The sequence below is a fragment of the Streptomyces sp. NPDC104831 genome (genome assembly GCF_055583025.1).
Map to the genome: position 1 here is coordinate 1 of NZ_JBVJOT010000107.1, position 14,661 is coordinate 14,661.

Below are 14,661 nucleotides of genomic sequence, written 5' to 3' on the forward strand. Positions count from 1 at the left end.
AGATACGAGCCGACCTCCACCTCGGACTGCTCCAACTCGCCTGCAGCATCATCTGCTTGCGACGACTCCGAAGATCATTCTGAAATGATCAGTAAAGCACGCCGCCGCGCACAACCTCCGCACGATCATGACGTTCCACCAGAAGGTCGAGGAAGCAGCCGTGTTCGCGGAGAAGCTCCCCAAGACGGCGGCCGAGCTGTACGTCAACGACGCCACCAACGAGGACCTGGCCGCCGCCGACAAGCTCCCGAAGTCCTCCATCGACGCGGAGTTCCCCGAACTCGAGGCCGGCCACCATGTATCCCCGGACCGGGTGTGGTCGGCGCGGCTGTGCGGTGACCACACCGTCGCCGAACGGCGCGAGAAGATCCGCCAGTTCGCCAACGGCATCGACGCTGCCGGGCGCAGGGTGCACCGCGCCTTCCTCGCCAGCGTTCGCGTGCTCGGAGAAGGCGTCGACATCACCGGCGAACGGGGAGTGGACTCGATCTGCTTCGCGGACACCCGCGGCTCCCAGGTCGAGATCGTGCAGAACATCGGCCGCGCGCTCCGGCTCAACAAGGACGGCTCCACCAAGGTGGCCAGGATCATCGTGCCGGTGTTCCTGGAGCCCGGCGAGGACCCGACCGACATGGTCGCCAGCGCCTCGTTCCGCCCCCTCGTAGCGTACTTCAGGGCCTGCGCTCGCATGATGAGCGCCTGGGCGAGCAGCTCGCCTCCCGCGCCCTCACCAGCGGCAAGCGCAAGGTCCACGTGCAGCGTGACGAGGACGGTCGGATCGTCGGGGCCAGCGGCGCGGGCGACGGCGAGGACCAGGAGCACGACGACGGCGCCGACGCCGCTGCCGAGTAGAGCGGGTTCGACCGCATCGGTTTCGGATCGGACATCATCAGCGCACCCGGCACCCTCGCGCGCATCAACGAGGAGTTCGTGCACCGGACCAAGTGGTTCAGTGCGGCAGAGGTCCTGCGGCAGGCGACCGGCAACAACGGCCGGATGCTGACCCTGGCCGGACCGCGCAACCCCTACCCCGGCACTCTCGGGGTGATCGAGCCCGATGCGCTGGCCGACGTGCTGCTCATCGACGGCGACCCGCTGGCCGACCCGTCTGTCCTCACCGACCCCGAGCGGAACCTGGCCGTCATCGTGAAGGACGGGTAGGTGAACCGGGCATCAGTGTTGAGTCGCGATGCGCGGCCCGTCAATGCCCGGCGCACAGATCATTTCCACCACCGCGCTCCTCAGCCTGAGGAGGCTCACAGCAGCCTCCAGGCCACCCTTGCCGCTCCCTGGCGTGGCAGGGCGTTGGGGGCCGACGTGCACGGCGGCCTGCGTACGGCTGGCCGGCGGCCTGCCCACTGGAAGTGCGCGGACTTACGTGGGGCCGGTGACCGGCTGATGAGTGCTTGGCCAACGATTTACTGCCGACCCATTGACTGTTTGCTATAGCAGGAGCCACTCTTGCTGGCATGAGCACTGACGCCTTGGGTCCCGTGGAGACGACGTCGCTGGCCGACCAGGCTTACCGGCGTCTTCGAGACGCGATCCGTGACGGAGTGCTGCGGCCGGGCGAGAAGATCACCGAACGTGATCTGGCGTCTCGGCTGGGTGTCAGCCCCACCCCGGTCCGGGAGGCGCTGCGCCAGCTCGTGCACGAAAAGGTCGTCGAACGCGTCGGCCCTCGCGCACTGCGGATCGCCGCGCACTCGCCGGCGGCCCGCTCCGAGATCGTCGAGGCGGAGGTTCGGCTGTCAGGGCTGATGGCCCGCCTCGCGGCCCGCAACGCGACCGCCGACCAGCTCACCGGCCTGGTCTCCCTGCTCGCGCAGGCAGACCAGATCGTTGCCGAGGTGGAGAAAACCCTCGCCGAGCAGGGCCTGGACGCCGACGTCACCGACCAGCTGACGGCCGTCTTCCACAAGCTGCGCCTGTTCCACCACCAGGTGGAGAAGTGCGTGGGCAACCCCGTCCTGGAAGGCCTGCTGAACCAGGCCCGCGCCTTCAGCGACGAGGAACGCCTCGACCTGACCATGAAGATCGCACCCGAGCGGGCGGAAGAATTCCGCGCCCGCTACCACGAGCACCGCGAGCTCCTGGACGCCCTCCTCGAACGGGACGAGGATCGCGCCGAGGAACTCGCCGCGCGCCACCACCGCGCCGCGCTCGTCCAGCTCTCCCAGAGCTGACCCCACCCTTTACCGCTGCCTGTCCTGCCCCCTTCGGCGTTGGGATGCGCCCGTAGGCAGGCATCCCCCTTTTGCTATAGCATATGGCATAGGAGCCGTGATGATGCCCGATTCCCCGCCCGCCCCCGGGGCGGCCACCACCCCGCCACCGCCCAGTGGCGTGGGTGAGCGCATGAACCGCAGCGCGGTGCTGTGGGTGACCCTGGCGGTCTTCGCCCAGGAAGCGGTCTGGAACTTCTACGACGCCCAGGTCCCCGAGCAGCTGCGGCACTACTTCGCCTCCGCGGGCGTGATCGGCCTGATCATGGGCCTGGACCACTCCTGGGGCATCTTCACCCAGCCGTTCGTCGGGTTCTTCTCCGACAAACTCGTCCGCCGCCGCGCCGGGCGCTGGCCCATCGTCCTGGTGGGCGCGGCCGCCGCGAGCGTGCCGTTCGTGCTGATCCCGTGGGCGAACAACCTGCCCATGCTGATGATCTGCGTGGTCGGCTTCGCCGCGATCGCCAACGCGTTCAAGGGCGTGACCGAGACGCTGGTCTCCGACTACGTCGTGCGCTCCCAGCGCAGCAAGGCCCAGGGCTTCATCAAGGCCGGCGCCGCGCTCACGATCATCGTCTCCTCCCTCATCAGCCTCCTGGTCGTCGACCGCTCGCTGCACCTGGCGTTCGCTATCCCGCCGCTGCTGATGCTGGTCATGCTCGGGCTGTCGTGGACGTTTCTCGGCCGCCGCCACCGCGAGACCGTCCTGCCCGAGGACAAAGAGGAAAAGCCGCGGGAGTTCACCTCTCCGTGGGCGGTGATGAAGGACGCGCTGCGCTCCCCGTCCAGCCCCACCTTCCTGCTGATGATCGGCATCTTCTGCTTCGCCGGCATGTGGTCCGCGCTCCGCTCGCTGATGACCCCCTACGGCACCCAGGTCCTCGGCCTGACCCGCGGCGAGGCCGGCGGCCTGGCCCTGCCCGGAGCGGTCGCCTTCCTGGTGTGCGTCCTGCCGATCGCCTACCTCTCCAACAAGCTGGGCCAGCTGCGCGCGATGCGCTACGGCGTCGGACTGTTCATCGCCGGCCTGCTCGTCGGCTTCGTCTGGCAGTCGGTGCCCGGCACGATCACGGCGATGATCCTCTCCTCCCTCGGCTACGCCTCCTTCGCCGTCAACGCCCTCGTCGCCCTGTGGAACCTCGCCCCCACCCAGAAGGTCCTGGGCACCTACACCGCCCTGTACACGATCGCGTCGCAGTCCGGGATGGCTCTGGGCCCCGGCATCCTCGGCACAACGATCGACCTCACCGACTGGCGCTACATGCTGCTCAACGCCGCTGTGTTCGCGGTCATCACCTTCCTCGTCTTCACCCGCCTGGCCCGCCGGGTCCCCGACCGGCCCACGGCCTGAGCGCCCTCCTTTGTCTTCTTCCGTAGTACGGGTATCACCGAAAGGCACCATCTCCATGGAACTCCGCATCCTGGCCCCCACCGGCGCGCTCGGCGCCGGGTTCGACGCCGACGCCTTCGCGCGCGGTGTCGCCGCTCGCCCGGACGTGATCGCCTGCGACGCCGGCTCCACCGACTCCGGGCCCGCCGCCCTGGGCTCCGGAACCCCCAAGCTCTCCGCCCAGGCCGTCAGCCGCGATCTGCGCCTGCTGCTGCGCGCCCGTGACGAGCTGGGTGTGCCCCTGATCATCGGCTCCTGCGGCACCTCGGGTCGCGACGTCGGCGTCGACTGGGTCGCCGGCCTCGCCCGCACCATCGCCGCCGAGGAGGACCTCCACTTCAAACTCGGCCTGATCTACTCCGACCAGCCCGTCGAGCGCCTCGAAGACTTCTACGACGACGGCCGCATCGTCCCCCTGCCCCACGCCCCCGGCATCGACCGCGAGGTCTTCGAGCGCGGCCACACCGTCGCGATGATGGGCGTCGAGCCCATCCAGGAAGCCCTGCAGGACGGCTGCGACGTCATCCTGGCCGGCCGCGCCAGCGACACCGCCCTGTTCGCCTCCCTGCCGCACCTCAAGGGCGCCGACCCAGGCCTGACCTGGCACATGGCCAAGACCATCGAGTGCGGCGCCGCGTGCGCGATCCCGCCGTCCGCCAACGGCCTGCTCGTCACCCTGCGCGAGGACCACTTCGACGTCACCACGCTCGCCACCGGCAGCCGCCTCACCCCCCGCTCGGTCGCCGCGCACACCCTCTACGAGAACGCCGACCCGTTCCACATCGCCGAGCCCTCCGGCGTCCTGGACACCACCGAAGCCACCTACGAGACGGTCGACGAGCAGACGGTCCGCGTTCGCGGCGCCCGCTACGTCCCCGCCGACGGCTACACCAACAAGCTCGAAGGCGCCGAACTCGTCGGCTACCAGACCGTCATCATCGGCGGCGTACGCGACCGGGTCGTCATCGACACCCTGCCCAGGCTCCTGCCGATGGCCCGGCACTACTTCGACGCGAAGATCTCCGACGTCTTCCGCGGCACGGTCAACCCCGCCGACATCGACATCGACTACCGCCTCTACGGCGCCGGCGCCGTCCTCACGGGCAGCGAGCCCGACGCGCTCGACCCGCGCGAGCTCGGCGTCCTCATCACCGTCACCGCGCCCGACCAGGAGACCGCGCACGCGGTTGCCACCTTCGTCGCCCATGCCAGCAGCCACCTGCCGATCCCGCAGTACGACGGCCTGGTCTCCACCCTCGCCTACCCCTTCTCCCCGCCCGAGATCGACCGGGGTCCGCTCTACCGCTTCACCCTCAATCACGTTGTCACCGGCGTCACCCCCACCGAGCTGTTCCGCACCACCACCGAGGAGCTGTAACCCCATGACCACCCTGCTCGAGTACTGCTCCCTGGTGCGCTCGAAGAACGCCGGCCCCTTCACGCTCACCTTCGACTTCATGTGCCACGACGAGGACAGCTATCAGGCCCTGGTGGCCACCGGCTTCCTGAACAAGCAGCTGTTCGCCACCCTCTTCGACACCGAACCGGACAAGATCCTCCTGGTCAACCACCCCCTGGCCCTCGCGGTGAAGGTGTCGCTGCCGCGGCCGGTGGTCCAGGGCAGCCTGGACGACACCGACTGCTACGCCGGCCAGCAGTACGCGCCACTCATGGACATGGAAGTGGCCCCGGCATGACCAGCCCCCGCCGGCCGTCCCCGTCCCCGGGGGACGGCCGGCGACCTGGGTGATCACCGCCCCCACCCGGCGGATCCTCGACGGCCGCACCGTCCACGCCACCCGGACCTGGATCGTCGAAGCCTTCGACCACGCGCACGCCCTCAAACAGGCCACCGCCCTCGTCCAGACGGTCCTCGACCTCATCGCCGGACCGCCCGCCATCCGGCCCCTCGGCGCCTGAAACGGCGCACCCCCTCATAGCCGGCCCGCCTCCCCCGTCGCGGGCTGAGGGTGCCCTTCGCCCTCCCCGCGAAGGGCACCCCGCATCACGCGGCCTGCCCGTACCCGCCCCCGGCGGGCAGGCCACCTCCGCCTTCCCCTCCGCAGCCAGCGATCCCGGGCGCACCCTCACCGCACGCACCTGCCCCGGAGCCGCACATGACCACCCCCGACGAACCCTTCGCCGCCTTCCAGCCCGCCACCGCCCCCGGCCGACCGCCACACCCCCGCACCTCCTGGCCGCGGCCGGCAGCCGATTTGGGTGGAGAGGTTCTTCAGCCCTCCTCAAGTCGCCGCCTGACCGGCGGGGAGCTGACCCCCGGTGCGGTGCCGGCACGGCTGGAGGAGCGCGATGTCCGGCCTCCAACGGGCCTTGTGCGACCGGTGCTCCCGGCGCCACCGCCTGAAGCGACATTCCCGCTTGCCGTACACGACATCGGGATGCGCTCACAGCCTCAACGCCCTTTTGAGTCCCCTTGATTCGACTCGATTCGACTTGATTTGACTTAATTCCCCGACTCGCTGTCATTCGCGTGTCGCTCTGCGTCCCGCGGATCCCTCGAACGCCGCGCGGCGCCCTCGGTGCTCTCGCGCAGTACCAACCGGTGGGCCACGACCAGGTCCTGGGGGGAGCGGACGCCGGCCGGGGAGGTGTCCCCGGGGGCCGGGGTGGCGGCCTCGTCCATCCGGTGCCGCAGGAGGTCGACGGCGATCCTGGCGACCGCGGCCTTGTCGGGAGCCACGGTGCTCAGCGTCGGCGTGCTGAACCGTCCCCCCTCGACGTCGTCGAAGCCGATCACGGCGACGTCCTCGGGTACCCGCATCCCGTACTCGTACAGGGTGCGCAACGCGCCCAGCGCCAGTTGGTCGTTGAGGCAGAGCAGCGCGTCGGGCCGGGCGCCCTCGTCGAGTGCCCGGGCCACGGCCTCGGCCCCGTCGGGCATCCGGAAGGACGGTACGGGCAGCAGCGCGGCCGGGTCGAAGGCGAGGCCGGCCGCGGCGAGGGCGGCGCGGTAGCCGCGGGTGCGGGCCTCCGCGGTGCCGAGGCCCGCGTCGTCCCGGCCCCCGACGGCGAGGATCGTACGGCGCCCGAGGCCGATGAGGTGCTCGGTCGCCTCCCGCGCGGCCTTCTCGTTGTCGATGGCGACGTGGTCCGCGCCCTCTTCCAGCAGTTCGCCGAGCAGCACGGTGGGCGGCGCGTCCGTGCGGCTCCGCAGATCGTCGGCGGTCAGGGCGAGCGGGCTGAGGATGACCCCGTCGACGAAGGTGGAGCCGAAGCCGGCCAGGGCCGCCAGTTCATGGTCGCGGTCCGCGCCGGTCTGGTGGATCAGCACGGTGAGGGAGCGCTGTTCGGCCTCGCGGATGACATGCCGGGCGAGTTCGGCGAAGTAGGGGACGTCGAGTTCGGGGACGACCAGCGCGATGATGCCGGTGCGGCCCTTGCGCAGATGACGGCCGGCCAGGTTGACCTTGTAGCCGAGGTGGTCGATGGCCTCCTGGACCACGCGCCGGGTCCGGTCCGAGACGTGGACGTAGTCATTGATCACGTTGGACACCGTCTTCTCGGACACCCCCGCGTGCCGAGCGACGTCCTTGATCCTGACCCGTGCCACCGCGACCTCCCTGCCCTCCCCTGGAGCCCCGAGTGTAGTCGGCGGGCAGGCCGGGGAACGGCGGGCGGCGGGCAACCCGTCCCGTCCCCGCCCCGGAACACCGGCCATCTGCCGCGGACTCTTTACAGCCAATGTACATCGATGTAAAAACGTGCCACCGCACCGCGTCAGCCGGTGCGCGCCCCGCCTGCCGAACCCGGTGGGGGCCATCTTCCCCGTGGTCCACCGCCGGTCCGCCGCGCGTGCCCGGCCGTCGAAAGGTCAACGATGACTGCGCGATCCCCTGTCCCCACCCCTCCTGCGGAGTCCGCTCCGGACCGCGGCCTCACCCGCCGCCGACTGCTGGGCACCGGCCTGGCCGGGGCGGGCGCGCTGCTCGCCGCGGGCTCGCTGTCCGGCTGCGCCTCCCCGGCCTCGGCCTCCGACGCCTCGGCCCTCAGCGTCTGGGACCTGTTCCAGGGCGGCGACGGCTTGCTGATGGACGACATGATCAAGGCCGTCGCCGACGGCCGCCGGGGCTTCGACATCGACCGGACGATCCTGGACTGGGGCCCGTCCTACTACACCAAACTCGCCATGTCGGCCGCCGGCGGCCGGGCCTCCGACGTGGCGGTCCTGCACCTGTCCCGGCTGGCGGGCTACGCCCCCGCCGGCCTGCTCGACCCCTTCGACCTGGACCTGCTCGCCGAATTCGGCGTCGCGGAGAAGGATTTCACGCCCGCGGTGTGGGCACGGACCCAGCACGACGGCACCGTCTACGCGATCCCGCTGGACGTCCACCCCTTCATCGTCTTCTACGACAAGGAGGCCGCCGGCACCGCGGGGCTGCTCGACTCCTCGGGGGAACTGGCCCCCATGAGGTCTCCCGAGGCCTTGCTGGACGCGGGCAAGGCGCTCGCCGATGCCACCGGCCACGCGGGCATCGTGTTCGGCCACGTCAACGACACCGCGCAGAACTGGCGGCTGTTCGCCGCCCTCTACGCCCAGACCGGCGCCGCCTTCACCCTCCCGGACGGCGGTCCGCCGGAGATCGACGTCGACGCCGCGATACGTGTGGTGTCGCTCCTGCGGCAACTGTTCGACGGCAGGACCAACCCCAACAACCTGGACTACTACGCGGGCCTCACCATGTTCTCCTCCGGCCGGGGCGGCATGGCCATGCTCGGCGAGTGGGAGCTGCCGACCCTGAAGAAGTCCGGCATCCCGCTCGGCGCCGCGCCCTTCCCGCAGGTCTTCGACCAGCCCGCCGTCTACACCGACAGCCACAGCTTCGTCCTCCCGCACCAGGACGACCCCGACCCGGCCCGCCGGCGTGAGGCCCACCGGTACGTCGCGGCGATCATCAAGCAGAGCCTGACCTGGGCGAGCGCCGGCCACATTCCCGCGTACCAGCCCGTGCTCGCGAAGCCGGAGTACGCCGCCCTGAAGCCGCAGTCCTCGTACGCGGACGCCGGGAAGGTTGCGGTGCTCGACCCGCCGAACTGGTTCACCGGGGCCGGCTCGAACTTCCAGAGCCGGATGTGCCAGCCGCTCCAGTCGGCGCTGCTCGGCGACACCACCCCCGAAAAAGCCGTGCGTCGGATGGTCCGCGAGGCGGACGCGCTGCTCCGGCAGCCCAACCCGGTGGCCTGACGAGCAGAAGGAGCGATCCCCTTGACCACCACCGCACCCCCCGGCACCGGCCCACGGACCGGCCCGGACACCTCCCGCACGGACGGCCCCCGCCGCACCGGCCGGCAGCGTTCCCTCAGCGCCCCCGGCTCCGGCCTGGTCTTCGTCCTGCCGTTCCTCCTCCTGTTCGTCCTCTTCCTGGTGTGGCCCATCGTGCAGGGGCTCTGGATGAGCTTCACCGACTCCTCGCTGGCGCTGCGCGACACGGCCTTCACCGGCTTCGACAACTACGCCGAGGCATTCGGCGACCCGGACGTCTGGAGCAGCCTCGGCAACACGGTCTTCTTCACCGTCATCTCCAGCGTGCCGCTGGTGCTGGTCGCGCTGGCGATGGCCCTGCTGGTGCACAGCGGGATCGCCGGGCAATGGGCCTGGCGGCTGGCGTTCTTCGCTCCGTACCTGCTGCCGGTGACCGTGGTGACGCTGATCTGGTCCTGGCTCTACCAGCCGGACCTGGGCTTCGCCAACCAGCTCCTGGACACCCTCGGCATGGCACCGGTGGGCTGGCTGGCCGACGAGTCCGTCGCGATGTGGTCGATCGCCGCCCTCACCGTCTGGTGGACGGTCGGTTTCAACTTCCTGCTCTACCTCGCCGCCCTCCAGTCCCTGCCCACGACCTTCGACGAGGCCGCGGCGCTGGACGGCGCCGGGGCGTGGCGCCGCCTGTGGTCCATCACCCTGCCGCAGCTCCGCCGGACCACCGCACTGGTGGCCATGCTCCAGATCCTCGCGTCGCTCAAGGTGTTCGACCAGATCTACATCCTCACCAAGGGCGGCCCCAACGGCTCGACCCGTCCCGTCCTGGAGTACGTCTACGACGTCGGCTTCACGGGTTACCGGCTCGGCTACGCCTCGGCGGTCTCCTATCTCTTCTTCGCGCTGATCGTCATCGTCTCGCTCGTGCAGTTCCGCCTCTTCCGCCCGGAGGACTGACCGTGTCCGCTACCGCAACGCCCCCGCGCCCACGGCGCCGTCCGCCCCGGGAGAGCGCCGGTTCTCCGCTGCTCCTCGGCCACGGCCGGCTGCCCCGGGCCCTGGCCGGGACCGCGCTCGTCATCCTGGCGGCCGTCTGGCTGCTGCCCTTCCTGTGGGCGATCGCCACCTCCGTGCAGAGCGAACAGGATGTGTCCGCCCCCGGTCTCTCGCCGTTCAAGGGCGCCTTCACCCTGGACGCGTACCGGCAGATCCTGGAACGCGGGGACGTACCCCTGTGGGCGTTCAACAGCCTCCTGGTCGCCGGGCTGGTCACCGTCATCACAGTGGCCGTCTCCACCCTCGCGGCGTACGGCTTCTCGCGCGGCACGTTCCGCGGGCGCCGGTCCCTGCTCGCCGTGACCGTGGCCGCCATCATGGTCCCGCCGCAGTTGCTCATCGTGCCGCTGTTCCAGCAGATGCTGCTGTTGGACCTGGTGGACACCTACGCGGCGGTCATCCTGCCCCAGGTGGTCGCCCCCATGATGGTGTTCATCCTCAAGCGCTTCTTCGATGGCATCCCCCGGGAGCTGGAGGAGGCGGCCCGGATCGACGGGGCCTGCGAGTTCCGGGTCTTCTGGTCGGTGGTGCTGCCGTTGTCGCGGCCGATCGTGGCCGCGGTGGCGATCTTCGTCTTCATCGGGGCGTGGAACAACTTCCTGTGGCCGTTCATCGTGACCAACGACTCGGACCTGATGACCCTCCCGGTCGGACTGGCCACCGTGCGGGACTCCCACGGCGTCCAGTACGTGTCGGGCATGGCGTCCGCGCTGCTGGCCGCGCTGCCGCTGATCGTGGTCTTCCTCTTCTTCCAGCGCCGCATCGTCAACTCCGTGGCCACCACCGGCCTCGGCGGCTCCTGACGCCTTTCTCCCCGATCTGCTGTACCCGACCGATCCACTGGAGCATGTGTGCCCATTCACGCCGTACCGCGCCCGGAGTACCCGCGACCGCAGTTCACGCGCCGCGACTGGCTCAACCTGAACGGTGCCTGGCAGTTCGAGACCGACCGGGGGGACAGCGGTCTGGAACGCGGTCTGCTCGGCCGGGAGCTGCGCGACGAGATAATCGTGCCCTTCCCGCCCGAGTCCGAGCTGTCGGGCATCGGTGACACCGACTTCCTCCACGCCGTCTGGTACCGGCGCGCGCTCACCCTGCCGGCCCAGTGGGCCGGGCGCCGGGTGCTGCTGCACTTCGGCGCGGTCGACCACGACACCACCGTCTGGGCGAACGGCGAGGAGGTCGCCCGGCACCGCGGCGGCTTCACACCGTTCACCGCCGACCTCGGCGACATCGCCGGGGCGGGCGAGGAAATCGTCATCACCGTACGGGCCCGCGACGCCAAGTCGGGCCCGCAGGCGCGGGGCAAGCAGGCCGTCCGGTACGCCAACCACGACTGCAACTACACGCGAGTCACCGGTATCTGGCAGACCGTGTGGCTGGAGCCCGTCCCCGATGTGCATCTGCGGCGCCCCCGGATCACCCCGGACCTCGCCGGCAGCGCCTTCCACCTCGAACTGCCACTGTCCGGCAACCGGCCCGGCCACCGGGTCCGTGCCGTCCTGACCGACGGTGACGGCGAGGTCAGCCGCGCCGAGGCCCGCGCCGACCTCGACCTCGCCCCGCGCCTGTGTGTGCCGGTGCCCGAGGACCGGCGCCGCGAGTGGGGCCCGGACGATCCGCACCTGTACGGCCTGCGGCTCGAACTCCTCGACGCCGCCGGGGAAGTGGTCGACAGCGTGGAGAGCTACGCCGGTCTGCGCGCTGTCGCCCTGCGCGGCAGGGCCGTCCTCCTCAACGGCCGCCCGGTCTTCCAGCGGCTCGTCCTGGACCAGGGCTGGTATCCGGACGGGCTGATGACCGCGCCGAGCGACGAGGCACTGGTGCGGGACATCGAACTGGCCCAGGAGGCGGGCTTCAACGGAGCCCGGCTGCACCAGAAGGTCTTCGAGGAGCGCTTCCTCTACCACGCCGACCGCCTCGGCTATCTGGTCTGGGGCGAGTTCGGCGACTGGGGCTGCGAGATCGGCGGTTCCTCGGGCGACAACCAGAAACCCGACGCGTCCTACGCCGCCCAGTGGCTGGAGGCCCTGGAACGCGACTACTCGCACCCCTCCGTGATCGGCTGGTGCCCGCTCAACGAGACGTACCAGAAGCTGCACGACCGCATCACCCAACTCGACGACGTCACCCGGGCGATGTTCCTGGCCACCAAGGCCATGGACACCACCCGGCCGGTGATCGACGCGTCCGGTTACGCGCACCGGGTGGCCGAGACGGACATCTACGACGCCCACAACTACGAGCAGGACCCCGCGGTGTTCGGGAGGCTCATGTCCGGGCTCGCCAAGGGCGAGCCGTTCGTCAACGCCTACGAGAACGGCGCCGCCTACTCGCTGCCCTACGGAGGCCAGCCGTACTTCGTGAGCGAGTTCGGCGGCATCTGGTGGGACCCGGAGGCAGCCGCCGAGCTGTCCGGTGAGGACCGCACCCAGTCCTGGGGCTACGGTGAACGGGTGCGGGACGAGGACGAGTTCCACGCCCGGTTCAGCGGCCTCACCGAGGTGCTGCTGCGCGACCCCGGCATGTTCGGCTACTGCTACACCCAGTTGACCGACGTCTTCCAGGAGCAGAACGGCATCTACCGCTTCGACCGCTCCCCCAAACTCGACGTCGCCCGCGTCCGTGCCGCGCAGTCGCGGCCGGCTGCCATCGAGGAACAGCCGTGAGAGGGGGCCGCGGTCCAGTGACCGCGGCCCCCGTTCACGTCACACCCGCTCCAGCCGCCAGACCTGCGGCTGGAGCCCGTTGCACGTCCACTGCTGGACGTTCGCGCCGGGCTGCCGGGAGCCCTGGGCCACGTCCAGGCACTGTCCGCTGGAGCGGACGACCAGCCGGTAGTATCCCCGGCCGACGTTCTCCAGCCGCCAGTCCTGGGCGGCGGCCTGGTTGCAGTACCACTGGCGGACGTTGGCGCCCGCCGTGCCGGATCCGTTCTCCACGTCCAGGCAGTAGCCGCTGTTGCGGCCGGTGAGGGTGAAGCGGCTGTCACCGCGGGCCTTCAGCGTCCAGTCCTGCGGACCGAGGCCGTTGCACGTCCACTGCTGGACGTTGCCGCCCGGAGCGCGGGAGTCGGCGGCCACGTCGAGGCAGTCGCCGCTGTTGGCGTTCACCAGTCGGTAGCGTGCCCCGTCGACGATTCCCGAGGCGTCACCGCTGCCGGTGACGGGGCCGGTGGCGAAGTACGGCTTGCACACCGTGCCGTCGAAGTCCGTGGCGATCTGCAGGACCTGCCGGCCGTCCGCCGAGGGCAGCAGTGGAGAGCTGTAGTTCTCGCAGTAGTTGATCTGCGGGTCGGACACGTTGACCGGTGCTTCGATCTCGTACCAGGGCCCGCTGCCGTTCTCCGTGTTGGCGAGGATCGTCCGGCCGCTCTCCGCGGCGACGCTGCCGTCCTTGTCGAGCAGGCGCTGTCCGATCAGCAGCAGCCGTCCGTTCGCGCCGCCGTCCGGCGCGGGGGCCCAGGCGATGGTCGGCGTGGCGCGGAAGTACTTGCCGTCGACCGTCTCGGGGCGGATGCCCAGGTCGGTGACGCTCCCCCAGTTCCAGCCGTCGGCGGAGGTGCGGTAGTGCACCACGCACTGGTACTGGCCGCCGGGCGTGCAGATCTCGTAGCTCATGAAGTAGGTGCCGTTGGGCAGTCTGCGCACCACCGGCATGCCGGGCCGGTCGGTCTGGAGGCCGCTGGCCACGGTGTCGTGGCGCCCTTGCCAGTTCATGCCGTCGTAACTTCGCGCGGCGGCCAGTTTCTGGCTGTGCGCGGGGTCCGTCTCGTCGGCGTAGTGGCAGACCAGGGCGCCGTCCGAGGCGATGGAGAACTCCGGTTCCCACAGGCCGCCGGTGCCGGTGGCGACGGCGCACGACGACAGGTAGGACCAGGTGCGGCCCACGTCGTTGCTGCGCCAGATCCGCAGCGCCATCCGGCGGTTCTGCTCGTCCTGACCGGTGGAGGCGGCCCAGAGCAGGGTGCCGGCGGGCAACGCGCCCACTTGCTGGGGCAGTTCGAACAGGGTTCCGCAGCAGAGTCCCTGGCCGGCCGCGGATTCGGGGTCGGAGACCCGGCCGACCTCACGGAAGGTCGCGCCGTTGTCGGTGCTCTCGTGGATGGCGCCGATGCCGTTGTTCCCGTCGAAGGTGACGACACTGGCGAGCACTCGGCCGTTGGCGGCACCGTTGTGGGCGAGCCGGACGGCGCGCGGGTAGAGCCCCGTGCCGTCGCGCAACGGTGTGCCGGTGGCAGCGGCGGAGAGGCCGGCCGTCGCGGCGGGGGCGGGCGGCTTGGGGGACGCCGCGACGGCCGGAGCGGCGAGCACCGCAGCGAGCACCGCGACCAGGGCGAGCAGTACGGCATGGGGGTGAAGACGTCTGACAGCGTGGAAGAGGCGGAGCGTCAACACGTTCTCCTTTCTGCGGAACTTCCCGTGGAACTCCCCGGGGACCGTTCGGGGCCGGGATCCGCGCCAGGCTAGGGCCGGATGTACATCGATGTAAATATGCGTGCGCACAGCGGCGCCGCCCCGCCGAAGGCGAAGGTAGTGGGGCTCGGCGCGCGCCCCGGCACGGGGTTCTCTCATGGGCTTACCGAGGGTAACTTACCGTTGAGTAAGTAAGGGCCCGTGCAACCGAACGTGCTCCCACATAAGGAGATCAACGGTGAAACGCCTGGTCAGAAAGCTGACTAACTGATCATTTCAGAATGAGTTTGGCTCACAGGCTTGGCAGTTGGGCCGGTGGGCGGCAGAGTTCTGTGTGTGTCGGATGATCTTGTGCCT

Annotated in this window: 12 protein-coding genes and 1 pseudogene; 11 read left to right on the top strand and 2 right to left on the bottom strand. The window is 70.2% G+C overall.

Features of this window, described 5'->3' with window-relative positions:
- Positions 1–91: 91 nt before the first annotated feature.
- The 7 genes and pseudogenes from ACZ63H_RS37315 to ACZ63H_RS37345 form a co-directional block, all read left to right on the top strand.
- Positions 92–849: pseudogene (locus tag ACZ63H_RS37315) on the top strand (DEAD/DEAH box helicase); the annotation flags it as partial.
- 81 nt (positions 850–930) lie between these two features.
- Positions 931–1,161 (top strand): hypothetical protein, encoded by a 231-nt coding sequence (locus ACZ63H_RS37320; protein WP_469872879.1) that lies wholly within the window; start codon positions 931–933, stop codon positions 1,159–1,161.
- Between the two features lie 308 nt (positions 1,162–1,469).
- Positions 1,470–2,186, top strand: a complete 717-nt coding sequence (locus ACZ63H_RS37325) for a GntR family transcriptional regulator (protein WP_469872881.1) — start codon at positions 1,470–1,472, stop codon at positions 2,184–2,186.
- A gap of 172 nt (positions 2,187–2,358) precedes the next feature.
- The gene (locus tag ACZ63H_RS37330; RefSeq protein WP_469872883.1) at positions 2,359–3,576 is read left to right on the top strand and encodes an MFS transporter; all 1,218 of its coding nucleotides are present in this window, start codon (positions 2,359–2,361) and stop codon (positions 3,574–3,576) included.
- A 55-nt stretch (positions 3,577–3,631) separates the two neighbouring features.
- The gene (locus ACZ63H_RS37335; protein WP_469872885.1) at positions 3,632–4,993 is read left to right on the top strand and encodes an acyclic terpene utilization AtuA family protein; all 1,362 of its coding nucleotides are present in this window, start codon (positions 3,632–3,634) and stop codon (positions 4,991–4,993) included.
- 4 nt (positions 4,994–4,997) lie between these two features.
- Complete coding sequence (locus tag ACZ63H_RS37340; RefSeq protein ID WP_469872887.1) at positions 4,998–5,312, top strand: DUF4387 domain-containing protein; 315 nt, start codon at positions 4,998–5,000, stop codon at positions 5,310–5,312.
- A gap of 49 nt (positions 5,313–5,361) precedes the next feature.
- Positions 5,362–5,535: a hypothetical protein gene (locus ACZ63H_RS37345; RefSeq protein ID WP_469872889.1), complete on the top strand. Its 174-nt coding sequence runs from the start codon at positions 5,362–5,364 to the stop codon at positions 5,533–5,535.
- A gap of 544 nt (positions 5,536–6,079) precedes the next feature.
- Here ACZ63H_RS37345 and ACZ63H_RS37350 read toward each other — a convergent pair.
- Entirely contained in the window at positions 6,080–7,186 is a 1,107-nt protein-coding gene (locus ACZ63H_RS37350; protein WP_469872891.1) for a LacI family DNA-binding transcriptional regulator, read from the bottom strand.
- Positions 7,187–7,453: 267 nt separating this feature from the next.
- Between ACZ63H_RS37350 and ACZ63H_RS37355 the strand changes: the two genes are divergently transcribed.
- Genes ACZ63H_RS37355 through ACZ63H_RS37370 form a run of 4 tightly spaced genes read left to right on the top strand, consistent with a single transcriptional unit; the run spans position 7,454 to position 12,558 of the window.
- Complete coding sequence (locus ACZ63H_RS37355; protein ID WP_469872893.1) at positions 7,454–8,818, top strand: extracellular solute-binding protein; 1,365 nt, start codon at positions 7,454–7,456, stop codon at positions 8,816–8,818.
- 21 nt (positions 8,819–8,839) lie between these two features.
- Positions 8,840–9,790: a carbohydrate ABC transporter permease gene (locus tag ACZ63H_RS37360; RefSeq protein ID WP_469872895.1), complete on the top strand. Its 951-nt coding sequence runs from the start codon at positions 8,840–8,842 to the stop codon at positions 9,788–9,790.
- A gap of 2 nt (positions 9,791–9,792) precedes the next feature.
- Positions 9,793–10,692 (top strand): carbohydrate ABC transporter permease, encoded by a 900-nt coding sequence (locus ACZ63H_RS37365; protein ID WP_469872897.1) that lies wholly within the window; start codon positions 9,793–9,795, stop codon positions 10,690–10,692.
- Positions 10,693–10,740: 48 nt separating this feature from the next.
- Positions 10,741–12,558, top strand: a complete 1,818-nt coding sequence (locus ACZ63H_RS37370) for a glycoside hydrolase family 2 protein (RefSeq protein ID WP_469872899.1) — start codon at positions 10,741–10,743, stop codon at positions 12,556–12,558.
- 39 nt (positions 12,559–12,597) lie between these two features.
- Here the strand turns inward: ACZ63H_RS37370 and ACZ63H_RS37375 are convergent, their stop codons facing one another.
- Complete coding sequence (locus ACZ63H_RS37375) at positions 12,598–14,283, bottom strand: RICIN domain-containing protein (protein WP_469872901.1); 1,686 nt, start codon at positions 14,281–14,283, stop codon at positions 12,598–12,600.
- Between the last annotated feature and the right edge of the window lie 378 nt (positions 14,284–14,661).